This is a genomic window from Streptomyces sp. NBC_01351 (assembly GCF_036237315.1).
Lineage (GTDB): Bacteria > Actinomycetota > Actinomycetes > Streptomycetales > Streptomycetaceae > Streptomyces.
Window position 1 is genome coordinate 3,608,187 of record NZ_CP108356.1, and the last position, 22,559, is coordinate 3,630,745.

The 22,559-nt window shown below is 70.2% G+C and carries 26 protein-coding genes; 7 read left to right on the plus strand and 19 right to left on the minus strand.

The genetic code is table 11. From position 1 onward, the window contains the following. The 5 genes from OG625_RS16350 to OG625_RS16370 all read right to left on the minus strand — a co-directional run bounded on the left by OG625_RS16350 (position 1) and on the right by OG625_RS16370 (position 4,494). Positions 1–1,329, minus strand: a complete 1,329-nt coding sequence (locus OG625_RS16350; RefSeq protein ID WP_329381018.1) for a dicarboxylate/amino acid:cation symporter — start codon at positions 1,327–1,329, stop codon at positions 1–3. A 434-nt stretch (positions 1,330–1,763) separates the two neighbouring features. After that, a complete protein-coding gene (locus OG625_RS16355; protein WP_329381020.1) occupies positions 1,764–2,075 on the minus strand; it encodes a DUF4229 domain-containing protein in 312 nt (103 codons plus the stop codon). An 84-nt stretch (positions 2,076–2,159) separates the two neighbouring features. Beyond that, a complete protein-coding gene (locus OG625_RS16360; protein WP_329381022.1) occupies positions 2,160–2,684 on the minus strand; it encodes a GNAT family N-acetyltransferase in 525 nt (174 codons plus the stop codon). 113 nt (positions 2,685–2,797) lie between these two features. Beyond that, entirely contained in the window at positions 2,798–3,961 is a 1,164-nt protein-coding gene (mqnE, locus tag OG625_RS16365; protein ID WP_329381024.1) for an aminofutalosine synthase MqnE, read from the minus strand. 77 nt (positions 3,962–4,038) lie between these two features. Beyond that, a complete protein-coding gene (locus OG625_RS16370) occupies positions 4,039–4,494 on the minus strand; it encodes an Lrp/AsnC family transcriptional regulator (RefSeq protein WP_329381026.1) in 456 nt (151 codons plus the stop codon). 122 nt (positions 4,495–4,616) lie between these two features. Between OG625_RS16370 and OG625_RS16375 the strand changes: the two genes are divergently transcribed. Next, complete coding sequence (locus OG625_RS16375) at positions 4,617–4,751, plus strand: hypothetical protein (protein ID WP_329381028.1); 135 nt, start codon at positions 4,617–4,619, stop codon at positions 4,749–4,751. On the opposite strand, the gene OG625_RS16380 is transcribed toward OG625_RS16375, so the two are convergent. Further along, positions 4,748–5,419 (minus strand): UbiX family flavin prenyltransferase, encoded by a 672-nt coding sequence (locus OG625_RS16380; RefSeq protein ID WP_329381030.1) that lies wholly within the window; start codon positions 5,417–5,419, stop codon positions 4,748–4,750. The genes OG625_RS16375 and OG625_RS16380 overlap by 4 nt on opposite strands. A 110-nt stretch (positions 5,420–5,529) precedes the next feature. On the opposite strand from OG625_RS16380, the gene OG625_RS16385 reads away from it, so the two are divergent. Then, positions 5,530–6,135 (plus strand): rhomboid family intramembrane serine protease, encoded by a 606-nt coding sequence (locus tag OG625_RS16385; RefSeq protein WP_329381032.1) that lies wholly within the window; start codon positions 5,530–5,532, stop codon positions 6,133–6,135. Between the two features lie 51 nt (positions 6,136–6,186). Here the strand turns inward: OG625_RS16385 and mqnP are convergent, their stop codons facing one another. From mqnP to OG625_RS16405, 4 genes are read right to left on the minus strand one after another with little or no spacing between them, the layout of a single operon-like run. After that, entirely contained in the window at positions 6,187–7,107 is a 921-nt protein-coding gene (gene mqnP, locus OG625_RS16390) for a menaquinone biosynthesis prenyltransferase MqnP (protein WP_329381034.1), read from the minus strand. Next, on the minus strand, positions 7,104–7,505 hold the full coding sequence (locus OG625_RS16395) for a hypothetical protein (RefSeq protein WP_329381036.1): 402 nt from the start codon (positions 7,503–7,505) through the stop codon (positions 7,104–7,106). Before OG625_RS16395 ends, mqnP begins: the two co-directional genes overlap by 4 nt. Next, positions 7,502–7,975, minus strand: coding sequence for a hypothetical protein (locus tag OG625_RS16400; RefSeq protein ID WP_329381037.1), 474 nt, complete (start codon positions 7,973–7,975; stop codon positions 7,502–7,504). Before OG625_RS16400 ends, OG625_RS16395 begins: the two co-directional genes overlap by 4 nt. After that, a complete protein-coding gene (locus OG625_RS16405; protein ID WP_329381039.1) occupies positions 7,972–9,429 on the minus strand; it encodes a menaquinone biosynthesis decarboxylase in 1,458 nt (485 codons plus the stop codon). The genes OG625_RS16400 and OG625_RS16405 overlap by 4 nt, the downstream gene beginning before the upstream one ends. An 89-nt stretch (positions 9,430–9,518) precedes the next feature. Between OG625_RS16405 and OG625_RS16410 the strand changes: the two genes are divergently transcribed. Next, the gene (locus OG625_RS16410; RefSeq protein ID WP_329381041.1) at positions 9,519–9,905 is read left to right on the plus strand and encodes a PLD nuclease N-terminal domain-containing protein; all 387 of its coding nucleotides are present in this window, start codon (positions 9,519–9,521) and stop codon (positions 9,903–9,905) included. Positions 9,906–9,921: 16 nt separating this feature from the next. Here OG625_RS16410 and OG625_RS16415 read toward each other — a convergent pair whose 3' ends face one another. After that, the gene (locus tag OG625_RS16415; protein WP_329381043.1) at positions 9,922–10,293 is read right to left on the minus strand and encodes a cupin domain-containing protein; all 372 of its coding nucleotides are present in this window, start codon (positions 10,291–10,293) and stop codon (positions 9,922–9,924) included. Positions 10,294–10,381: 88 nt separating this feature from the next. Between OG625_RS16415 and OG625_RS16420 the strand changes: the two genes are divergently transcribed. Then, positions 10,382–10,849 (plus strand): MarR family winged helix-turn-helix transcriptional regulator, encoded by a 468-nt coding sequence (locus tag OG625_RS16420; protein WP_329381045.1) that lies wholly within the window; start codon positions 10,382–10,384, stop codon positions 10,847–10,849. A 135-nt stretch (positions 10,850–10,984) separates the two neighbouring features. On the opposite strand, the gene OG625_RS16425 is transcribed toward OG625_RS16420, so the two are convergent. The 8 genes from OG625_RS16425 to hemL form a co-directional block, all read right to left on the minus strand. Beyond that, positions 10,985–11,488, minus strand: coding sequence for an SRPBCC domain-containing protein (locus OG625_RS16425; RefSeq protein WP_329381047.1), 504 nt, complete (start codon positions 11,486–11,488; stop codon positions 10,985–10,987). Between the two features lie 25 nt (positions 11,489–11,513). After that, positions 11,514–12,599 carry a c-type cytochrome biogenesis protein CcsB gene (gene ccsB / locus OG625_RS16430; RefSeq protein WP_329381048.1) on the minus strand — a complete coding sequence of 362 codons (1,086 nt, stop codon included), beginning with the start codon at positions 12,597–12,599 and terminating at the stop codon, positions 11,514–11,516. After that, on the minus strand, positions 12,596–14,305 hold the full coding sequence (gene resB / locus OG625_RS16435) for a cytochrome c biogenesis protein ResB (protein ID WP_329381050.1): 1,710 nt from the start codon (positions 14,303–14,305) through the stop codon (positions 12,596–12,598). The genes ccsB and resB overlap by 4 nt, the downstream gene beginning before the upstream one ends. Positions 14,306–14,318: 13 nt before the next feature. After that, the gene (locus tag OG625_RS16440) at positions 14,319–15,056 is read right to left on the minus strand and encodes a cytochrome c biogenesis CcdA family protein (RefSeq protein WP_329381052.1); all 738 of its coding nucleotides are present in this window, start codon (positions 15,054–15,056) and stop codon (positions 14,319–14,321) included. A 10-nt stretch (positions 15,057–15,066) separates the two neighbouring features. Further along, complete coding sequence (locus tag OG625_RS16445; protein ID WP_329381055.1) at positions 15,067–15,693, minus strand: TlpA family protein disulfide reductase; 627 nt, start codon at positions 15,691–15,693, stop codon at positions 15,067–15,069. A gap of 76 nt (positions 15,694–15,769) precedes the next feature. Next, a complete protein-coding gene (locus OG625_RS16450; RefSeq protein WP_329381057.1) occupies positions 15,770–16,996 on the minus strand; it encodes a hypothetical protein in 1,227 nt (408 codons plus the stop codon). Between the two features lie 168 nt (positions 16,997–17,164). After that, positions 17,165–17,854, minus strand: a complete 690-nt coding sequence (locus tag OG625_RS16455) for a histidine phosphatase family protein (RefSeq protein WP_329381059.1) — start codon at positions 17,852–17,854, stop codon at positions 17,165–17,167. Then, positions 17,851–19,173, minus strand: coding sequence for a glutamate-1-semialdehyde 2,1-aminomutase (hemL, locus tag OG625_RS16460; RefSeq protein WP_329381062.1), 1,323 nt, complete (start codon positions 19,171–19,173; stop codon positions 17,851–17,853). Before hemL ends, OG625_RS16455 begins: the two co-directional genes overlap by 4 nt. A gap of 304 nt (positions 19,174–19,477) precedes the next feature. Here hemL and OG625_RS16465 point away from each other — a divergent pair, with 304 nt between their 5' ends. From OG625_RS16465 to OG625_RS16475, 3 genes are all read left to right on the plus strand, one after another. Beyond that, entirely contained in the window at positions 19,478–19,915 is a 438-nt protein-coding gene (locus tag OG625_RS16465) for a hypothetical protein (protein WP_329390718.1), read from the plus strand. A gap of 236 nt (positions 19,916–20,151) precedes the next feature. Continuing rightward, the gene (locus OG625_RS16470; RefSeq protein ID WP_329381064.1) at positions 20,152–21,486 is read left to right on the plus strand and encodes a hemolysin family protein; all 1,335 of its coding nucleotides are present in this window, start codon (positions 20,152–20,154) and stop codon (positions 21,484–21,486) included. Further along, positions 21,483–22,511 (plus strand): hemolysin family protein, encoded by a 1,029-nt coding sequence (locus OG625_RS16475; protein ID WP_329381066.1) that lies wholly within the window; start codon positions 21,483–21,485, stop codon positions 22,509–22,511. The genes OG625_RS16470 and OG625_RS16475 overlap by 4 nt, the downstream gene beginning before the upstream one ends. Positions 22,512–22,559: the final 48 nt, after the last annotated feature.

Below are 22,559 nucleotides of genomic sequence, written 5' to 3' on the forward strand. Positions count from 1 at the left end.
TCAGGCCGCGACGGCCACCGGGGCCGTGGTGGGGGCCGGCTCGTCCAGGGAGGAGGCCGAGGCGGAGGCGTAGGCCTCCTTGTCGAGGATGCCTTCGCGGGCCGAGACGATGACCGGGACCAGGGCCTGGCCCGCCACGTTCGTCGCGGTGCGGATCATGTCCAGGATCGGGTCGATGGCCATCAGCAGGCCGACGCCGGCGAGCGGGAGGCCCAGCGTGGAGAGGGTCAGCGTCAGCATGACCGTCGCGCCCGTCAGACCGGCGGTGGCCGCGGAGCCGATGACCGAGACGAAGACGATGAGCAGGTACTCCTTGATGCCCAGCTGTACGTCGAAGATCTGCGCGATGAAGATCGCGGCGAGCGCCGGGTAGATCGCGGCGCAGCCGTCCATCTTGGTGGTCGCGCCGAACGGGACGGCGAAGGAGGCGTACTCCTTCGGGACGCCGAGGCGCTCGGTGACCTTCTGGGTGACCGGCATGGTGCCGACCGAGGAGCGGGAGACGAAGGCGAGCTGGATGGCCGGCCAGGCGCCCTTGAAGAACTGGAGCGGGCTGACCTTGGCGACCGTGGCGAGCAGCAGCGGGTAGACGCCGAACATGACGATCGCGCAGCCGATGTAGACGTCGGCGGTGAAGGTCGCGTACTTGCCGATCAGTTCCCAGCCGTAGGTGGCGATCGCGGTGCCGATCAGGCCGATGGTGCCGATCGGGGCGAGGCGGATGACCCACCACAGGGCCTTCTGGAGGAGTTCCAGGGCGGATTCGGCGAGGTCGAGGACCGGCTTGGCCTTGGCGCCCAGCTGGAGGGCGGCGATGCCGGCGACCACGGCGAGGAAGACGATCTGGAGGACCTTCAGCTCGGTGAACGGCGTGACGATGTCCGTCGGCACGATCCCGGTGAGGAAGTCGATCCAGGAGCCGGTCTTCTTCGGGTCCTTGCCGTCGGCGGCGGTGAGGCCGGTGCCGGAGCCGGGGTCGGTCAGCAGGCCGATGCCGATGCCGATGCCGACCGCGATCAGCGAGGTGATCATGAACCAGAGGAGCGTGCGGGAGGCGAGCCGTGCCGCGTTGTTCACCTTCCGCAGGTTGGTGATCGACATCAGGATCGCGAAGAAGACGAGCGGGGCGATGGCCAGCTTCAGCAGCTGGACGAAGATGTCGCCGGTCTTCTCCAGGGTGGTGGCGAGCCAGCTGACGTCCTGGCTGCGGGCTATCCAGCCGAAGAGCACGCCGAGCGCGAGACCGGCGATGATCTGGGCCCAGAAGGGGAACTTGAGCTTGGCCTTGGCGGGGCTGCCGGGGGCCTGGGGGGTCGCGGACACGGACACTCTCCGGGGGGACGCACACGAAAGACAGGGGGGAGGTTCTGCGGGGGTGACGGGGGTGATGCGGTGCGGCGGCAGGCTGGGGGCACCTCCCAGGCGGAGCCTGGGGGAGGAACGCCGGCCGGGACCGCTGCCGTGTCGAATCAGCTCAACAGCAACAGGCCGCGGACGCGCGGCGGCAGAGGTCGACGTGCAGGCGCGCCACGAGCGGAACGCTCGTGGTCATCGGGTGCGCAGCTGTGGTCAACATGTTGAACACGCTAACACTTCTCCTTTGAGAATCTCAAAGGCACACTTTGAGACAGCGGCGCACGAGGCCCCCTTGCGCGACCCCGCGACCCCCCGGAAAAACACCACCGCCCCAGCTCTGCGGGCGGTTTACCCGGAGCTGGGGCGGTTCGGTGTGTGATGAAGGCAACTGGTGCCTTATGCGGGTCCTACGAGTTCGCGCGCGCGGCCTCGTCGACCACGTCCTCCTGGCTGCGGTTCTCGGCCAGCTTCTGCTTCGCACCCGCGACGCGTCCGGAGAGCTGCACGGACATCTCGTCGCGCTGCTTGCGCAGGAGGACGAAGGAGAGCGGCGCGGAGAGCACGAGGGCGAGCAGCACGACCCAGATGGGGTTGGCGTCCCCGAGCCCGGAGGGCACCCAGCCGAGGCGGACCAGCCCGGCGACGAGGACGAGGCATCCGATGAAGATCCCCAGACGCATCGCGGTGTAGCGGATCGTCGCGCTCGGCTTGAGGGACACGGTGACCCCTTCTCTCTCGTCGTCCTGCGTTGGTTTGTGCCCGTCCAGTGAAGCACGCCGGGCCCGCGCTCCGGCCCGTCGGGGTCAGCGGAGCGGCAGCAGCATCGTGATGTCGTCGCGGTCGTCGCCCGGGGCCACGCGGATGGCGTCCGGGACGCGGCCGACCTCCTTGTAGCCGCAGGTCGCGTAGAAGCGCTCCAGGCCGTGGCCGCCGCGGCAGCCCAGGCGGATCGCGTCGACGCCCTCCATGGAGCGGGCCGCCGCCTCGGTGGCGGCCATCAGGTCGCGGCCGAGGCCCTTGCCCTGGTGGCGCGGGTGGACCATCACCGTGTACGCCCACACCCAGTGGAGTTGGAGCCGGTGCGCGTTGCGGGTGAGGAAGGCGGTGGCGGCCACCTCGCCGCCCTCGTCGTGGCCGACGAGCAGCCGGGTGCCGCCGTCGGCGACCTCGGCGAGCAGCTTGACCAGCTGTGGGCGGATCTCGTCCCGGGTCACCGGGGCGACGAAGCCGACGGCGCCGCCCGCGTTGGTGACGTCCGTCCACAGGTCGAGGATGCCTTCGTGCAGGGCGGCGTCCACGGACGGGTCAAGGGTGAACGTAAGGGTCATAGCCGGAGAATATCTATTACCCAACCCGGTCGGCAAGGCAAAATGCCCCGGCCGCGCGGAGGCGGACCGGGGCGTTTCACGACGGGAGCGCAGGGGGTGGGCAGGGGGGTGCGTCAGACGCGCATGGCCTGCGGCGTCTCGCGCAGGCCGGCCTCGGGCCCGGGGTACTCGCGGATGATCTCGTAGCGCGTGTTGCGCTCGACCGGGCGGAAGCCCGCCTCGCGGATCAGCTCCAGGAGGTCCTCGCGGCCCAGCTTGTTCGGGGTGCCGTAGTTGTCCGCGTCGTGCGTGATCTTGTACTCGACGACCGAGCCGTCCATGTCGTCCGCGCCGTGCTGGAGCGCGAGCTGGGCGGTCTGCACGCCGTGCATCACCCAGAAGACCTTGACGTGCGGGACGTTGTCGAAGAGCAGCCGGGAGACCGCGAAGGTCTTCAGGGCCTCGGCGCCCGTCGCCATCGTGGTGCGCGCCTGGAGCTTGTTGCGGACCTTGCCGTCCTTCATGTCCACGAAGTCGTGCTGGTAGCGCAGCGGGATGAAGACCTGGAAGCCGCCGGTCTCGTCCTGGAGCTCCCGCAGCCGGAGCACGTGGTCCACGCGGTGGCGCGGCTCCTCGATGTGCCCGTAGAGCATCGTCGCGGGGGTCTTGAGGCCCTTCGAGTGCGCCAGGCGGTGGATGCGCGACCAGTCTTCCCAGTGGGTGCGGTGGTCGACGATGTGCTGACGCACCTCCCAGTCGAAGATCTCCGCGCCGCCGCCGGTGAGCGACTCCAGGCCGGCCTCGATCAGCTCGTCGAGGATGTCGGAGGCCGACATGCCCGAGATCGTCTCGAAGTGGTGGATCTCCGTCGCCGTGAAGGCCTTCAGCGAGACGTTCGGCAGCGCCTTCTTCAGCTCGGACAGCGAGCGCGGGTAGTAGCGCCACGGCAGGTTCGGGTGCAGGCCGTTGACGATGTGCAGCTCGGTGAGGTTCTCGTTCTCCATGGCCTTGGCCAGGCGCACGGCCTCTTCGATGCGCATCGTGTACGCGTCCTTCTCGCCCGGCTTGCGCTGGAACGAGCAGTACGCGCACGAGGCGGTGCACACGTTCGTCATGTTGAGGTGGCGGTTGACGTTGAAGTGGACGACGTCACCGTTCTTGCGCGTCCGCACCTCGTGGGCGAGGCCGCCGAGCCAGGCCAGGTCGTCCGACTCGTAGAGGGCGATGCCGTCCTCCCGGGTCAGCCGCTCGCCGGAGCGAACCTTCTCCTCCAGCTCGCGCTTGAGCCCAGCGTCCATGTACCGGTCGCCTCCCTAGATGCCTGCTACCTGTGCGACTTGCCTGCCTGTCCTGCAAGCCGCTGTCAACCGTACTCTCAGGCGTCCTCGGGCAGTTCCCCGACCCGGTTCTCCCACTTGGTGGAGAGCACGATGGTGGTGCGGGTGCGCGAGACGCCCTTGGTGCCGGAGAGCCTGCGGATGATCTTCTCCAGGCCGTCCACGTCGTTGGCGCGCACCTTGAGCATGAAGGAGTCGTCGCCGGCGATGAACCAGCAGTCCTCGATCTCGGCGAGGTCGCGCAGCCGGCGGGCGACGTCCTCGTGGTCCGCAGCGTCGGACATCGAGAGCCCGATCAGCGCCGTGACGCCGAGGCCGAGCGAACGCGAGTCCACGGTCGCGCGGTAGCCGGTGATCACACCGGCCGTCTCCAGCCGGTTGATGCGGTCGGTGACGCTGGGGCCGGAGAGGCCCACGAGACGGCCCAGTTCCGCGTACGAGGCACGGCCGTTCTCCCGGAGTGCCTGGATGAGCTGCCTGTCCACCGTGTCCATTGAGATGGAGCCTTCCATTATTCGGCGATCCTGCAAGTCTAGGTATAGAATCTAAGGCACGCAGGGTCAACACCCTGCGAATCTTTCAACAGATCAATGACGATCTTCAGGAGTGGTTCACCGTGTACACGATCGAGATGGCCTACGCACACATGCGACAGCTCCAGGAGCTGGCCAACCGATCCCGCACCGACCAGCCGTCCGCCGCCCACCGCGTGGACCGGACCCGCAAGCCGCGCACCGGCAAGAAGCGCTAGTCACGAGGGCGCGAGCCACCGAGCTCCCCTTCCCAACGGCGGTACAGCCGGTGCGGCACCCCTGCCGCGTCCAGCACCCGCCCCGCGACGAAATCCACCAGATCCTGGATGTGCGTCGCACCCGCGTAGAACGCCGGAGAGGCGGGCAGCACGATCGCGCCCGCCTCGTCCAGCGTCACCAGATGCTTCAGCGTCTGCCCGTTCAGCGGGGTCTCCCGCACCGCGACCACCAGTCGGCGCCGCTCCTTGAGCGTCACGCTCGCGACGCGCTGGAGCAGGTCCTTCGACAGCCCGAGCGCCACCCCCGCCACACAGGCCGTGGACGCCGGCACGATCAGCATCCCCTTGACGGGGTACGAGCCCGAGCTCGGCCCGGCCGCCAGGTCCCCGGCGCCCCAGTAGCGGACGTCGTCCATGTCCGGGCGCGCGAACGTACCGGGCTTCCCGTCGGCCCCCCGTTCCAGCCACTCCCCCAGGTCCTCCCGCCAGTGCGCGTCGCGGAAGGCGATTCCGGTCTCGTCCAGCAGGGTGAGCCGCGAGGCCCGGCTCACCACCAGGTCGACGCTCTCCCCGGCGGCGAGCAGCCCGCGGAGCACCGCCGCCGCGTACGGCGTCCCGGAGGCGCCGGAAACCCCGACCACCCACGGGGTGCGCTTGCGCTCAGTCATACCTCCGAGACTATCCGGCCACCGCGGGCGGGCACTCGTTAAGGTGGCCGGACGTTCAGTGGGTGGGACGGCAGTGGGTGGGGGGGCAGGGGGCGGAGATGGACACGACCATGAGCACGACGACGGGACGGCCCTGGGCGCAGGGCGACCGGGCGAAGGCAGCGGCCAAGCTGATGCTCGGCTGGGTGGCCCTGCTGTGGGTGGTCGAGGCGATCGATTTCGCCACCGGCCACGCGCTGGACGCGTACGGGATCACGCCGCGCAGCGCGGACGGCCTCGGCGGCATCCTCGCCGCCCCGTTCCTGCACTTCGGCTTCGGGCACGTGGCGGCCAACAGCGTCCCGCTGCTGATCTTCGGCTTCGTCGCGGCCCTCAGCGGCATACGCCGCTTCCTCGCCGTCAGTGCGCTGATCATCCTGGCGGACGGGATCGGCGTCTGGCTGATCTCGCCCTCGTACACGATGACCGCGGGCGCCTCCGGCCTGGTCTTCGGCCTCTTCGGCTACCTCGTGGTCCGCGGGTTCGTCGAGCGCAATGCCCTCGGCATCGCGGTGGGAGTGGTGATCGGAGCGATCTGGGGCAGCTCCTTCTTCCTCGGCGTCCTGCCGACGGACAACGGGACCAGCTGGCAGGGCCACCTCTGCGGGCTCGCGGCGGGCGTGGTGACGGCCCTGTGCTTCCGCCGCCCGGCCCCCGCCCGGCCCGCCCTGGGCTAGCCGCTGGAAGGCCGGGCCCCTGGAAGGTCGGGCGCCTGGAAGGTCAGGCCCCTAGAAGGTCAGGCCCCGGACCACCAGGTCCAGCAGGGCGCACACGAACAGGGCAATCCCGATGAAGCCGTTGACCGTGAAGAAGGCCCGGTTCAGGCGGGACAGGTCGTACGGCGTCACGATGCTGTGCTCGTAGAAGAAGGCACAGACGACGATCAGCAGGCCCGCCCAGAAGAACATCCCCGCGTCCGTGGCGAGGGCGTACCAGGCCAGCAGGCCCGTGGTCACGACGTGCGCCCCCCGGGCCCCCCACAGGGCGGCCGCGACGCCGAAGCGGGCCGGGACGGACTTGACGCCCTCGGCGCGGTCGGCGGCCACGTCCTGGCTCGCGAAGATCAGGTCGAAGCCGCCGATCCACACGCCCACGGCGAGACCGAGGATGACCGCTTCCCAGGACCACTCGCCGGTGATCGCGAGCCAGGCACCGACGGGCCCTATGGCCTGGGCGATACCGAGGATGGCGTGCGGGAAGTTCGTGAACCGCTTGCCGTACGGGTACACGACCATCGGGACGACGGCCACGGGTGCCAGCGCCAGGCAGAGCGGGTTCAGCAGCGCCGCGGAGCCGAGGAACACGACGAGCGCGACCCCCGCCCCGGTCCACGCGGAACGCACGGACACCGCCCCGGTGACCAGCTCGCGGCCGGCGGTGCGGGGGTTCCGGGAGTCGATCTCGCGGTCGATGATCCGGTTGGCGGCCATCGCGAAGGTCCGCAGGCCCACCATGCAGACGGTGACGAGCAGCAGCTTGCCCCAGTGCACGTTCCGGTCGAGCTGGAACATGGCGGTGAGCGCGGCGATGTAGGCGAAGGGCAGCGCGAAGACCGAGTGCTCGATCATCACGAGCCGCAGGAAGGCCTTGACCTTGTTGGTGGCCTCGGGCGCGGGACCCGGTCCTACGACCTCATCGGCGGTGGTCATGATGCGAGGCTCCTCCGGAACTCCTCGAAGTCGGTACGCAGCTCGGCCGTCGAGACGTGGTCGAGCTCAAGGGTCAGCTCGGCCTCGGGATCGTCCCCGTCCGGCGTGAGCTGGGCCTGGAAGCCGAACGCGTCCTCGACGGGGACGGCATACACGTGCAGGGGGTTGTTGCGGCCCGAGGTAAGCCGGGCCGTGAAGGGCTCGCCCTCGTCCATGCCTGCGATCAGACGGTCCGTGAACTCGATGACCTCGGCGGTCTCTATGTACTCGGCCTCGAAGTCGGCCGACAGCTTGCCGTACCAGGAGGCGGTGAGCCGCCAGCTGTCCGGCCGTCCGGGGAGCGGCGCGAGCACCAGCTCCGCACGGCCGTAGCCGAGCCGGAGTTCCGGCGTCGTCACGCCAGGCTCCGGAGGAAGTCTGCGATGTCGGCCAGGAGCGTGGCCGTGGTGGTCGGTTCCAGCTCCAGCGTCGCCGGCTCCTCGTCCTCGCCCTCGGGCGGGGTGACGTGGGCCGTGAAGGTGTAGCCGTCGGCGTCGGCCGGGCGGGCGTCCAGGCGCAGCACGGGGCCGGCCTCGACCGTGAACTCCTCGCCGGTGCCCAGCGCGAGGCGCAGCCGCTCGGCGAAGTCCTCCGCCTCGGTGTCGCGCAGGCCGGGCAGCTCGAAGCCGCCGCCCGCGCCGCTCTCGTCTTCCCACATGAGCGCCCAGACGTTCCCGGGGCCCGCGAACTCCTCGGGCGTCACGCCCGCCTGCTCGGCGGCCATGCGGACGCCCGGGTCCGCCGGGTCGAGCTGCGGGCGCAGCAGGGCCACGTACGTCGTGTCGCTGCCGATGTAGAGGGCCGGGCCGCCCACGGCGATCGGGCTCACAGCCCGTACTCCTTCCAGCGGCGGTCCACGAGGGCGGCGGTCGCCGGGTCGGATTCGACCATGTCGGGCCAGCCGCCGTCGCGGGTGTAGCCCTCCTCGGGGAGCTTCTTCGTGGCGTCGATGCCCGCCTTGCCTCCCCAGAACTGCTGGTACGAGGCGTGGTCGAGGTGGTCCACCGGGCCCTCGACGACCGTGAGGTCGCGGGAGTAGTCCGTGTTGCCGAGTGCCCGCCAGGACACCTCGTGCAGGTCGTGGACGTCGCAGTCCTTGTCCACCACGATGATCAGCTTGGTCAGCGACATCATGTGCGCGCCCCAGATGGCGTGCATGACCTTCTGCGCGTGCTTCGGGTACTTCTTGTCGATCGAGACGATCGCGCAGTTGTGGAAGCCGCCCGACTCCGGGAGGTGGTAGTCCACGATGTCCGGCACGATGATCTTGAGGAGCGGGAGGAAGAACCGCTCGGTGGCGCGGCCCAGCGGGCCGTCCTCGGTCGGCGGCCGGCCGACGACGATCGACTGGATCAGCGGACGCTTGCGCATCGTCACGCAGTCGATCTTCAGCGCCGGGAACGGCTCCTGCGGGGTGTAGAAGCCGGTGTGGTCGCCGAAGGGGCCCTCCGGGAGCATCTCCCCCGGCTCCAGCCAGCCCTCGATGACGACCTCGGCGTTGGCCGGGACCTGGAGCGGGACCGTCTTGCAGTCGACCATCTCGATCCGCTTGCCCGAGACGAAGCCGGCGAAGAGGTACTCGTCGATGTCACCGGGCAGCGGGGCCGTGGACGCGTACGTCACCGCGGGCGGGCAGCCGAAGGCGATGGCGACCGGCAGCCGCTCGCCCTTCGCCGCGGCGACGGCGTAGTGGTTGCGGCTGTCCTTGTGGATCTGCCAGTGCATGCCGATGGTGCGCTTGTCGTGGCGCTGGAGGCGGTACAGGCCGAGGTTGCGGACGCCCGTCTCGGGGTGCTTGGTGTGGGTGAGGCCCAGGTTGAAGAAGTCGCCGCCGTCCTTGGGCCAGGTGAAGAGCGCCGGCAGCCGGTCGAGGTCCACGTCGTCGCCGGTGAGGACGACCTCCTGGACGGGCGCGGAGTCGCCCTTCACCTTCTTCGGCGGCACGTGCACCATCGAGCCGAGCTTGCCGAAGGCCTCGCGGACCCCGATGAAGCCCTGCGGCAGCTCGGGCTTGAGCAGGCCGCCGATCTTCTCGCTGATCTCGCCGTACGACTTCAGTCCGAGGGCCTTGAGCAGGCGGCGGTCGGTACCGAAGACGTTCATGGCCAGCGGCATCGCCGAGCCCTTGACGTTCTCGAAGAGGAGCGCCGGGCCCCCCGCCTTGTTCACTCTGTCGACGATCTCCCCGATCTCGAGATACGGGTCGACTTCGGCCTTGATGCGCTTGAGGTCGCCTTCTCGCTCCAGAGCCCGGAGCAGCGAGCGGAGATCGTCGTAAGCCATAGGGGCCAGTATCGGTCACCGGCTACGCTGGGACTGTCACCGGGGCCGTCGAATCGAACCCCGCCATTGTTTCCAGGGGGCTGTTCCGCATGATCAGGGCGCTGATGTTCATCCTGCCGCTGGCGCTGACGATCTACGCGTTCATCGACTGCCTCAACACCCCCGAGGACGAGGCCAAACACCTCCCCAAGGTCGTCTGGGTCATCATCATCCTGCTCTTCTGGATCGTCGGTCCGATCGTCTGGTTCGCCGCGGGCAAGATGCGCCGCGCCCCGGCCAACGGCCGCACGCCGTCCGAGTGGCACCGCAACCACCGCCACGAGTGGGTCGCCCCCGACGACAACCCGGAGTTCCTCCAGTCCCTCCGCGAGGAGAACCAGAAGGACGAGACCGTCCTCAAGGACTGGGAGGCGGACCTGCGCCGCCGCGAGGAGGAGCTCAAGCGGCGTGAGCAGGGCGAGGACAAGGACAGCTGACGATGCCCGCGCAGGCTCACTGAGCCCAGGGCAGGGCGCGGGTGCCCTCCTCGCCGGGGACGGAGACCACGCCGTCCGCGCGCATGGCCACGTACGCCTGGAAGGCCTCGGTGGAGCGGATCCGGCGCATGACGTCGGGCGGCAGGACCACGGTCTGACCCTCGGTGGCCTTCTCGGTGCGGGCGCCGCCGTCCCAGATGACTTCCAGGGAGCCGGCGGTGAGCGTCCAGACCTGTTCGCGGTTGACGGAGTGTTCGGGGCCGGTGATTCCGGCGGCCATGTCGACGCGCCAGGTGCTGAGCTCGGCGCTCCCGCGGCTGGGGGCGGCGAGGCCGGTCATGGTGGCGTTCGGGGTGGCGGTGACGTTGTCGGGGGAAGCGGCGATCACGTGCAAGAGAAGCCCTCGTTCCGAGTGAGTCAAGTAGCTTTACTCGCATGAGTAAAGCAGCTTGTCTTGCCCGTGTCACCATGTTTCCGTGACCGATCACCGAAACGACGAGGGCATCGAGCTGACCTTCCTGCTCGGGCTCGGCTTCCAGCTGCTGCTGGGCGAGTTCACCCGGCGGGTGGCCGAGGCCGGCTACACCGACCTGCGCCCCCTGCACGGCATGGCCTTCCAGGCCCTCAAGGGGCCCGGCGCCACCGCCGGCGAGCTCGCCGAGCGGCTCGGGGTGACCAAACAGGCGGCCGGACAGATCGTCGACGACCTGGAGAAGCGCGGCTACGTCCGCCGCGAGCCGCACCCCGAGGGGGGCCGGCGCAAGCTGGTGGTGCTGACCGCCGCGGCCACCGACCACCTGGCCGTCGCGGGGCGGATCCTGCACGAACTGGAGGCCGAGCTGGGCGGCACCGTCGACCTCGGCGCGCTGCGGGGCGAACTCGGCCGCCTTGTGCGGGCGCTCCACGGGGACGGCCCGCTGCCCGCCCTGCGGCCGGTGTGGTGAGCCGGGGTAGGGCCGTGTGGCCGTACTGCCGGGGCTCCGCCCCGGACCCTCCCCCAGACTCCGTCCGGGGGGACCCCCACGCCTCAAACTCCCCCAGCTACCGCTGGGAGGGGCCCCCTGGCGAGGCTTGATTCGCTACGCCCGCGAGAAGGACGCGTAGGCCTCGCGCAGCTCCGACCAGCGGGTGTCGGACCAGGTGGCCCAGTTCGCCGGGTGTCCGGCGAGCGCAGCGTCCAGCAGCTCGAAGTGCTCGTGCCAGCCGGCCAGGCAGTCCAGGCGTTCGTCCTCGGGACCGCCGCGTTCGTTGACGAAGCGGATCACCGTGGAGTCCGTGCCGACCGCCTCCAGGTGGAAGCGGATCCGCCCGTGCTCGGTGACCGTGTACTCCACGACGCGCTCGACGTCCCAGGCGGTGATGCGGCCCGTCGCCACCGTCCCGGTGTTCGGCCAGCGCAGCATCACGGCCCCGCCGAGCCGGCGTTCCAGTACGTCGGCCGCGGCCAGCCAGCCGCGCAGCCCCTGCGCCGTGGTCACGGCGGGCCAGAGCACCTCGTAGGAGTACGGAAGGTGCAGCTCGAAGCGGAGCAGCCAGCGGTTCTCGCCGCGGCGCTCGCTGGTGGCATGGCTCACGAGAGACATACCACCAGCGTCGCACTCCCCGCTGTCAGACGCCCGCGTAGGAGTGCAGGCCGTTGAGGACCATGTTCACGCCGTAGTAGTTCCAGATCCAGCAGGCGAAGGCGAAGAGGCCCAGGTAGGCGGCCTTGCGACCCTTCCAGCCGGCGGTGGCCCGCGCGTGCAGGTAGCAGGCGTACGCGACCCAGGTCACGAAGGACCAGACCTCCTTGGGGTCCCAGCCCCAGTAGCGGCCCCAGGCGTCGCCGGCCCAGATGGCGCCCGCGATGATCGTGAAGGTCCACAGCGGGAAGACGGCCGCGTTGACGCGGTACGCGAACTTGTCGAGCGAGGCCGCCGAGGGCAGCCGCTCCATGACCGACGAGGCGAACCCGCCCGGCTTGCCGCCGCCCGCGAGCTTGCTCTCGTAGGAGTCGCGGAAGAGGTAGAGGACCGTGCCGGCCGCACCGAGGTAGAAGACGGCGCCGCAGAAGATCGCGGTGGAGACGTGGATCCACAGCCAGTACGAGTGCAGGGCCGGGACGAGCTGGTCGCTGTCGGTGTAGAGCCAGGTGACCGCGATGCCGAGGTCCAGGAGGACCGTGGTGACCAGGATCAGGCCGAGCCAGCGGACGTTCTTCTTCAGGGCGAGCAGCACCAGGTACGCGCCGACGGCCACCGTGGAGAAGGTGATCGAGAACTCGTACATGTTGCCCCAGGGGGCCCGCTGCACCGACAGCGCGCGGGAGACGACGCCGCCCGCCTCGACGAGGAAGGCGAGCGCGGTCAGCGAGACCGCGATCCGCCCGTACAGGTCGCCCTGCACCGTGCCGCCGGCCGCGCCGGGGCCGTCGGGCACGTCGCGCGTACCGGCGGCGGAGCGGGTGGTGACCTTCGGCCGGTCCAGGACCGCGGTGGCCCCCTTCTTGCCCCGTACCTGCACGGCGGGGGCCTTCGCGGAGTCCTTGGCGCCGGTCAGCGCGGCGGCCGTGCGGGCCACCTTGCTGCGGCTGCCGAAGGTCCACTCGGCGATGTGGGCGAAGAAGGCGAGGGTGTAGACCGCCATCGACGAATAGATCAGGTAGTTGCTGATCTGAGCCAGGTTCTCGTTGGCTGCGGCTGCGAGCGGCGTCATCCGCGCTCTCCTTCAGGGGTTTCTTCAACAGGATGAGGCGCGCTGGGCGCCTGCTGGTGCAGCGTGGCGGCGAGGTCCGCCAGCTCCTGCGGGAGTTTGGCGGACTCGCTGCGGCCGAGGCCCGCCATCTCGACGACGGTCACGCCGTCCGCGCCGGCCACCGCGCGGACCCAGATCCGGCGGCGCTGGATGAACAGCGATCCGGCCAGGCCCCCGATGGCACCGATCGCACCCGCGAGGGCGAGGCCGCTGCCGGGCTGGTGGGTGACGGAGAAGGTGGCCCAGCGCTCGATGGACTCGAACTTCACGGAGCCCGCGCCGTCGGGCAGCTCCATCGACTCCCCGGGCAGCAGCATCTTGGCGAGCGGGGCGCCGTCCTCCTTCATGAACTGCTTCATCTTCTTCGTGTCCAGCTGGTACACGTTCTGCGGCAGGCCCGAGTCCACGCCGAGGCTGCCGTGGTAGGCGTTCAGGGCCAGCACCGGGAAGTTCGCGGCCGGGAACTGGGAGAGCATCGTCCCCTTGCCCTTGCCCGCGAAGGTCGGCACGAACTGGGCGGAGAAGCCGAGCTGCTCCGTCTCGCCGTTCTTGTTCTTGTAGCCGTCGGTGACCTTGATGGCGCCGGCCGAGGTGAGGTTGGCGTCCTGCGGCAGCATCGGCACCGCGTTGCGGTAGATCACCTTGCCGGTCGGGTCGGTCACCGAGATGATCGGCGCGTAGCCGTGGCCCAGCAGGTAGACCTTGGAGCCGTCGATGGCGAGGGGCTTGTTGACCTCGATCTCGGTCTTCTTCGGCTGACCGTGGGCGCCTTCGCTGTAGGTGACGTACGCCCTGAAGTCGCGCGGGGTGCCCTTCTGCGGGCCGCTCTCCTCGAAGGTGGCGTCGAACTTGTCGAGGGTGAAGCTGAAGCGCGGCAGGTCGTCGGCGACGAACATGCTGCCCGACTTGAAGTCGTCGTACTGGGTGAGCGTGTTCGAGAAGCCGCCGCCGCGCAGGACGAGCTTGCCGCCCTCGGACATGAAGAGCTTGCCCCAGGCGAAGGCCACCAGCATCACGATGAGCGCGATGTGGAAGATCAGGTTCCCGGCCTCGCGGAGGTAGCCCTTCTCCGCCGCGACGTGGCCCTGGCCTGCCTCCGTGCGGAAGCGGCGCCCGCCGAGCAGCGTCTTCGCGTACGCGAGGACCTCCTCGGGGGACTTCTCGGTGCGCCAGGTGGTGTGCGCGGGGAGCCGGTCGAGGCGGCGGGGGGCGGCCGGCGGGCGGCCGCGGAGCTGGCCGACGAACTGCCAGCTGCGGGGCAGGATGCAGCCGATGAGCGAGACGAAGAGCAGGATGTAGATCGCGGAGAACCAGAACGACGTGTAGACGTCGAAGAGCTGGAGCTTCTCGGCGACGGGCACCCAGAACTCGTGGGTCTTCTTCCACTGGGCGACCTTCATCAGGTCGACGGAGTTCTGCGGGATGAGCGAGCCGGGGATCGCGCCCAGGGACAGCAGGAAGAGCAGGATCAGCGCCACCCGCATGGAGGTGAGCTGCCGCCAGGTCCAGCGGGCCCAGCCGATCACGCCGATGCCGACGGGGCCGGCGCCGTCCTCGACGGGGGCGGTGGAGAGCTGGGAGCCGGCCGCGACCTCGCCTGCGTCCGCCGCGGCGGACTCGGTCGGCTCCTGCGGCGCCTCGGTGGACGCGTTGTCTGTCGTACTCATGTGCGTGTAGTCCTCAGATCCCCACCGTGAAGCCTTGGGTCCAGCTCTGCATGTCGCTGACGATGCTGTCCCACAAACCTGTGACGAGCAGCAGACCGGTCAGGACCAGCATGCCGCCACCGATGCGCATCACCCACGCATAGTGCTTCTTCACCCAGCCGAATGCGCCGAGCGCCTTGCGGAAGGCGAGCGCGGCGAGGATGAACGGCAGGCCGAGGCCGAGGCAGTAGGCGACGGTCAGCAGCGCCCCCCGGCCCGCGCTCGCCTGGTCGAGGGAGAGGGTGGTGACGGCGGCGAGGGTCGGGCCCATACAGGGGGTCCAGCCGATGCCGAAGAGCACGCCGAGCAGCGGCGCGCCGAGGAGCCCTGCGGTGGGCTTCTTGTGGAAGCGGAACTCCCGCATCGTCAGACCCGGGATCGCGCCCATGAAGAAGAGGCCCATGACGATCACCAGCCCACCCAGGACCCGCGAGATGATCTCCACGTTTTCCCGGAGGCTGGAGCCGAAGTAGCCGAAGAGGGCTCCGGTGGAGACGAAGACGGCGGTGAAGCCCGCGATGAACAGGCTCGCGCCCGCCAGCATCCGGCCGCGCCGGGCCTCGGCGAGGTCGGCGCCGCTCACGCCGGTCACGTAGGAGAGGTAACCGGGGACGAGCGGGAGCACGCAGGGCGAGAAGAAGGAGACCAGCCCGGCGAGGACCGAGATGGGCAGGGCGAGCAGCAGGGCGCCGTTGAGGACCGTCGTGTTCACGCCGGACCGCTCACTTCTCCGCGAGGAGCGGGTCGATCATCGAGCGCAGCTTCACGTCGTCGACCATGACCAGGGTGCGGGCGGCGATCTTGCCCTCCTTGTCGAGGACGATCGTGGAGGGGATGGCGTTCGCGTTGAGGGTGCCGTCGGGGAAGCGGAGCATCAGCTTGCCGGCGGGGTCGAAGAGGCTCGGGTAGGTGATCCCGAAGGTCTCCTCGAAGGCGATCGCGTTCTGCTTGCCCTCGTCGCGGGTGTTGATGCCGACGAAGGCCACGTCCTGCCCGGCGTCGGCGAGCTCCTTGGACACCTTCGCGAAGTACGGGGCCTCGGCGCGGCACGGCGGGCACCAGGAGCCCCACACGTTGAGGACGACGACCTTGCCCTTGAGGGTGGTGGTGTCGAGGGTCTCGCCGTCGAGGGTCTCGCCGTCGAGCTTGGGGGCGTCGGTGCGCTCGCCCTTGGCGACGGTGGAGATGCCGCTCGTGCCCGTGACGTAGTTGCCGCCGGAGCTGCCGTTCGGCTTGCTCCCGTCGCCGGTGCACGCCGTGAGCGTGAGGGCGCCCGCGAGGGTCACCGCGGTCAGCAGAAGTGCGCGGCCGCTGATCGAGCGGCGACGGGGGGCGCGGCTAAGGCTCATGTGAAAAGTTTCGCATGAGCAATTCCCGGATCTGCCGCACCCCCCGGAGGGATGGCAATGTGCTGGTCAGGCCGGGTCAGGCGGCCGTCAGGTACGCACCCCAGCCGCCGGCGGGCGCCTGGCCGGGGCCGAGGCCGCGGAGTTTGGCGAGCACCTTGGGGTCCTGGACGTCGAGCCAGTCGGCGAACTGACGGAACGATACGAGCCGTACATCCCTTTTGTCCGCCATGCCCTTGAGAGCTTCCTCGACGGCGTCCATGTAGATGCCGCCGTTCCACTCCTCGAAGTGGTTGCCGATGAAGAGCGGCGCACGGTTGGTCTCGTAGGCCCGCTTGAAGCCGCCGAGGTAGGTGCCGGTGGCCTGGGTGCGCCAGGCCGGGTAGTTGGCGGGGACGCCCTTCGTGGTGTTCTTCGACTGGTTGGCGAGGATGTTGTAGTCCATCGACAGCACCTCGAAGGAGTGCCCGGGGAAGGGCAGGGACTGCAGCGGCAGGTCCCAGAGACCCTCCCGCTTGACCGGCCACTGCTGGAGGCCGCCGGGCGAGCTGGAGTCGTAGCGCCAGCCGAGCTTCCGGGCGGTGGGCAGGAGGTTGTCCCGGCCGAGGAGGCAGGGGGTGCGGGCGCCGACCAGTTCCTTGCGGTAGTCGAAGGGCAGGGGCGGGAGGTCGGTGAAGCCGGTGTTCGTGCGCCAGTTGGTGACGAAGGACACGGCCTGGTCGATCTCGCTCTGCCAGTCGGCCGGGCTCCACTTGCCGACGGAGCCGGAGCCGCCGCAGAAGTGGCCGTTGAAGTGGGTGCCTATCTCGTGCCCGTCGAGCCACGCCTCGCGGACGTACTTGATGGTGGAGCGGACGTTCTCGTCCTTGAGGTAGCCGATGTCCGAGGCCCCGACGGGGTTGTTCGGCGGCTGGTAGAGGCTCTTCTTCGACTCGGGCAGCAGGTAGATGCCGGAGAGGAAGAAGGTCATGCCCGCGCCGTGGTCCTTGGCGAGCTTGAGGAAGCGCGGGAAGAGTCCGTTGCCGATCTCCCCCGCGCCGTCCCAGCTGAAGACGACGAACTGCGGCGGCGTCTCGCCCGGCTGGAGGGGCACGGGCTTGTCCGGCTGGTTGGGCTGCGGGCCGGTGTCGGCGGTGGAGCCGTCACCGATGGCCTTGGGCGTGGGCGTCCCTTGGGATTTGGGGTTCTTGATCGGGCCGGGGGTGCCGGGCTCGGGCTTGCCGGGTGAGCCGCACCCCGCGATACCCACCGCGGCGGCCGCCCCAAGTCCGAGACCGAGCACTCCCCTTCGACTGAAGTCGCGCATGTCACCGTCCCCACTGTCGTTCACACATTCCGACCCAAAGTCCATATAAACGGACAAGTTGATCGGTTATGTGTGCTGACACGGTGATTCCCGCGCATCTTGTATTTAGTTGGACTGGCTTGTAACGGCCCGTAACAGTCCGTCGATCAGGCGCCGATCAGGCCTCGATCAGGCGCCGAACGCCTTCGACGCACCCTTCACCGGCTTGGCTCCGGCCAGCAGGTGCGCCGGGACCAGGTCGCGGGCCGGCTCGCTGTAGCCCACCGACACCAGCTTGTCGCCCTGGTACGTGAACGACGTCAGCGAGGCGAGCGTGCACTGGCGGCGGCGCGGGTCGTGCCACAGCCGGCGCTTCTCCGCGAAGCTGCGCACGATCCAGATCGGCAGCTGGTGGCTGACCGCCACCGCCTCGTGGCCGCGGGCCGCGTCGCGCGCGGCCTCCAGCGCGCTCATCATCCGGACCACCTGGTCGACGTACGGCTCGCCCCAGGAGGGCTTGAACGGGTTCGTCAGGTGCTTCCAGTTGCCCGGCTTGCGCAGCGCGCCGTCACCGACGCCGAAGGTCTTGCCCTCGAAGACGTTCTCCGCCTCCAGCAGCCGCCCGTCCGTCGCCAGGGCCAGGCCGTGGGTCTTGGCGATCGGCTCCGCCGTCTCCTGCGCACGCTCCAGCGGGGAGGACACCACGTAGGTGATGTCCCGTCCCTTCAAGTGCTCGGCGACCCGGTCCGCCATCTGCCGGCCCAACTCGGAGAGGTGGTAGCCCTCGCGGCGCCCGTACAGGACCCCGTCCGGGTTGTGCACCTCACCGTGGCGCACCAGGTGCACGACGGTGAGGTCGGGGCGGTCGTCGTCGCTCATGCGGTGGCCTCCGCGGCCGCTCGGGCGGCGGCGGGCAGGGCCGCGGCGATCCGCTCGACGGCCCGCTCGTCGTGGGCGGTGGACACGAACCAGGACTCGAAGGCGGACGGCGGGAGGTAGACGCCCTGCGCCAGCATCGAGTGGAAGAAGCCGTTGAAGCGGAAGGACTCCTGCTTCTTCGCGTCGTCGTAGTTCCTGACCTCGTCCTCGGTGAAGAAGACGGAGAACATGTTGGACGCGGTCTGCAGCCGGTGCGCCACGCCCTCCTTGCTCAGTGCCGCCGTGACGAGGCCCTGGATCTCCTTCGAGACCGCGTCGACCTTCTCGTACGCGGCCGCGTCCAGCAGCCGCAGCTGCGCGAGGCCGGCGGCGGTGGCGATCGGGTTCCCGGAGAGCGTGCCGGCCTGGTAGACGGGCCCGGCCGGGGCGAGGTGGCCCATCACGTCCGCGCGACCGCCGAAGGCCGCGGCGGGGAAGCCGCCGCCCATGACCTTGCCGAAGGTCATCAGGTCCGGCTTGACCCCGTCGACGCCGTACCAGCCGGCGCGGGAGGTACGGAAACCGGTCATGACCTCGTCGGAGATGTACAGGGCGCCGTTCTCGCGGCAGAGGTCGGCGAGCCCCTGGTTGAAGCCCTCGGCCGGGGTCACCACGCCCATGTTGCCGGGCGCGGCCTCGGTGATCACGCAGGCGATCTCGCCGGGGTGCGCGGCGAAGGCCGCACGGACCGCTTCGAGGTCGTTGTACGGCAGCACGATCGTGTCGCCGGCCTGCGCACCCGTCACGCCGGGGGTGTCCGGCAGCGCGAAGGTCGCGAGCCCGGAACCGGCGGCGGCCAGCAGCGCGTCCACGTGGCCGTGGTAGCAACCCGCGAACTTCACGATCTTCGCCCGGCCGGTGAAGCCGCGCGCCAGGCGGATCGCCGACATCGTGGCCTCCGTCCCGGAGGAGACGAGCCGCACCTGCTCGACGGGCTCGATCCGCGCGACGATCTCCTCGGCGAGCGCGACCTCGCCCTCGCCGGGCGTGCCGAAGGAGGTCCCGCGGGCGACGGCGGCCTGGACGGCCTCGATCACCGCGGGGTGGGAGTGGCCGAGGATCATCGGTCCCCACGAGCACACGAGGTCGACGTACTCACGACCGTCGGCGTCGGTGAGGTACGGACCGGTCCCGGACACCATGAACCGGGGCGTACCGCCCACGGCGCGGAAGGCGCGCACGGGAGAGTTCACGCCGCCGGGGGTCACGAGGGAGGCGCGCTCGAAGAGCGTCTGCGAAACTGGGGCTTCATACGGGTACGGGTAGCTCACACCAGCCATGGTCTCAGAGGCAGCGACAGACTTGCGGGCGGGCGTTTCACCGCGTCGCCGCGGGGGAGGTCACTGCCATGATGATCAGGCTGCGTGGCGGGGGCCGCGGGGCCGGGGCGAGCAAGACCAGTCGGGTGGAGATATGCAACGCGGTGGTGGACCGGGCGAGGGTACGGACGGCCTCGACCCGCAGCGCGCCCGCGAGGCCCGCGAAGCGCGCCGCAGGGGCAAGCACCGCCGCCGCGCGACGGAGGCGGCCGACGCGGTACCGGGCCCGACGCTGCCGTCCGACGACCTCCCCAGGGGCCGGGGCATGGGAGTGACGTACAAGTACTTCGGCGCCCCCGACGGCGCCACGGCCGCCCGGGTGCCGGTCACGATGCGCCCGGAGGAGCTCGGCGGCGACGAGCTGGGCATGGGCGGCCTCTTCAGCAAGATCAAGCCGGAGACGGTGGCCGCGATGGTCCTGACCGGCATCGAGGGCATACCCCTCCACAAGGTGCCGCCGCTGGAGCTCGTCGTCCTGCACCCCGACTACGCGGTGGTCAAGCTCCCCATGACGGTGGTCGACCCGCTGCGCGGCATCGGCGAGGAGTCGGTGGGCGCGGCGGCCTTCATCTGGTCCACGGTCCCGGACCGCGGCGGCCCGAGCGACGCGTTCAACGTCTACCAGCTCCTCCACGAGTGGCAGGACTTCTCCCACCGGCTGCACGAGAACGGGCATCAGGCGTACTGCCTGGTCTGGCCCTGACCCGGCCTTTCCGCGATGACGGGCGGCCGGAGGTGCGGGACAGCAGGCCGTGTCCCCTTTTTACCGACCCTTTACGATGAGGTCGGGGATAATGTCCCGCCACACGTTCCACAGAGGACCCACCGCGGTCCGCCGAGTGAAAGAAGGAGCGGCAGACCCGCAATGGGTGAACCTCCCAGTCCCAGCCGTGCCACGCCTTGCCCGCCGATCGTCGAGCCGGGAGCGGGGGTGGCACGGTGACCGAAGTGCTGCTGCTTCTTCTCTCGCTGGCCCTGACACTGGCGTGCGCGGTGTTCGTCGCCGCCGAGTTCTCCCTCACCACCGTCGAGCGCGGTGAGCTGGAGCGTGCCGCCGCCGCCGGTGAGCGGGGTGCCGAGGGCGCCCTGAAGGCCGCCAAGCGCCTGACCTTCCAGCTGTCGGGCGCCCAGCTGGGCATCACCGTGACCTCGCTGGTCATCGGCATGCTGGCGGAGCCGTCGGTCTCCGCGCTGCTGCGCGGCCCGCTGGAGGCCGTCGGGCTGCCGGCCGGGGCGGTGTCGACCACGGCCACCCTGCTCGGTGTGGTCCTGTCGACCGTCGTGCTGATGGTGGTCGGTGAACTGGTGCCGAAGAACTGGGCGATCTCCCGCCCGCTGGCCGTCGCGAAGGTCGTGGCCGGCCCCCAGCGCGCCTTCACGTCCGCGTTCGCGCCGCTGATCCGGCACCTGAACAACACCGCGAACCGCCTGGTGCGCCGCTTCGGTCTGGAGCCGGCCGAGGAGCTGGCGTCGGCCCGTACGCCCGAGGAGCTGGTGGCGCTCGCCCGGCACTCCGCCCGCGAGGGCGCGATCGAGGCGGACTCGGCCGAGCTGTTCGTGAAGTCCCTGCAGCTGGCCGAGCTGACCGCGGAGAACGTCATGACCCCGCGCGTCGACGTCCACGCCCTGGGGCTGCTCGCCACCGCCGCCGACGCCGCGGCCCTGACGCTCGCCACCGGCCTGTCCCGCTTCCCCGTCTACCGCGACAGCCTCGACGAGGTCGTCGGCACGATCCACATCCGCGACGTCCTCGCCCTCGAAGAGGACGAGCGGGAAGTGACCACGGTCGCCGACCTGATGACGAGTGCGCTGCTCGTGCCGCACTCCCTGCCCGTCGACACCCTCCTCGGGCGGCTGCACAAGGCCCGCACCATGGCCGTGGTCATCGACGAGTACGGCGGCACCGCCGGCGTCGCCACCATCGAGGACATCGTGGAAGAGGTGGTCGGCGAGGTCCGCGACGAGCACGACCCGTTCGAGGCCCCCGACCTGATCGAAGGCCCCCGGCAGGAAGGGCGGCGCGTGTGGGAGGCCGAGGGGAGCGTCCGCGTCGACGAGCTGGCGGAGATCGGCTTCGACGCACCCGAGGGGCCGTACGAGACCCTCGCCGGCCTGATCGCGACCCAGCTGGCACGCATCCCCGTCGAAGGCGACACCGTACGCGTCAAGGGCTGGGACCTCACCGTGCTCGACATAGAGCACCACCGCGCCGACCGGGTCTCCGTCACCGCACCCGCCACCACCGACGCCTCCCACCAGGAGCAGGCCCGATGACCGCCGTCCAGCTGCTGATCGGCGTCCTCACGCTGGTCACCAACGCCTTCTTCGTCGGAGCCGAGTTCGCCCTGATCTCCGTACGGCGCAGCCAGATCGAACCGGCCGCCCTCAAGGGCGACCGGCGGGCGAAGACCACGCTGTGGGCGCTGGAGCACCTGTCCGCGATGCTCGCCACGGCCCAGCTCGGCATCACCGTCTCCTCGCTGGTGCTGGGCGCGGTCGCCGAGCCCGCCATCGCGCACCTGCTGGAGCCGCCCTTCCACGCCATCGGCGTCCCCGAGGCGCTGATCCACCCGATCGCGTTCGTGATCGCGCTGACCCTGGCGACGTACCTGCACATGCTGGTCGGCGAGATGATCCCCAAGAACATCGCGCTCGCCTCCCCGGCGCCGACCGCCCTGCTGCTCGGCCCGCCCCTGGTCGCCGTCACCCGGGCCCTGCGCCCGTTCGTCTTCGGCATCAACGCCTTCGCCAACACGCTGCTGCGGCTCCTGAAGGTCGAGCCGAAGAACGAGGTCGGCTCGGTCTTCACCGACGACGAACTCGCCCGCCTGGTCAAGGACTCCAGCGCCGCCGGGCTCCTCGCCCCCGAGGACGGCGAACGCCTCCAGGACGCCCTGGCGCTCGGCAAGCGCCCGGTCGGCGAGGTGATGGTCCCGCTCGACAAGGTCGTCACCGTCGGCCACGACATCACCCCGCGCGGCCTGGAGCGCACCGCGGCGGACCACGGCTACTCCCGCCTGCCCGTCACGGGGCCGGGAGACCGGGAGTTCCTGGGCTACCTGCACATCAAGGACGCCCTCGCCGCCGCCGACCGGACCGCGCCCTTCCCGCGCACCGCCATGCGCCCGGTCATCACCGTCGCCCTCGACACCCCGCTCGACGACGCCATGACCGCCATGCGCGACGCCGGCACCCACCTGGCCGCCGTCACCGGCACCCAGGACTCCGTCATCGGCTTCGTCACCATGGAAGACCTCCTGGACGAACTCGTCGGCGCCGCCCACGACGCCGCCGCCTGACCGCACCCGCGCGGGCGGCCGGCGCACTGGGCGGTCCGGCGCGTCCGG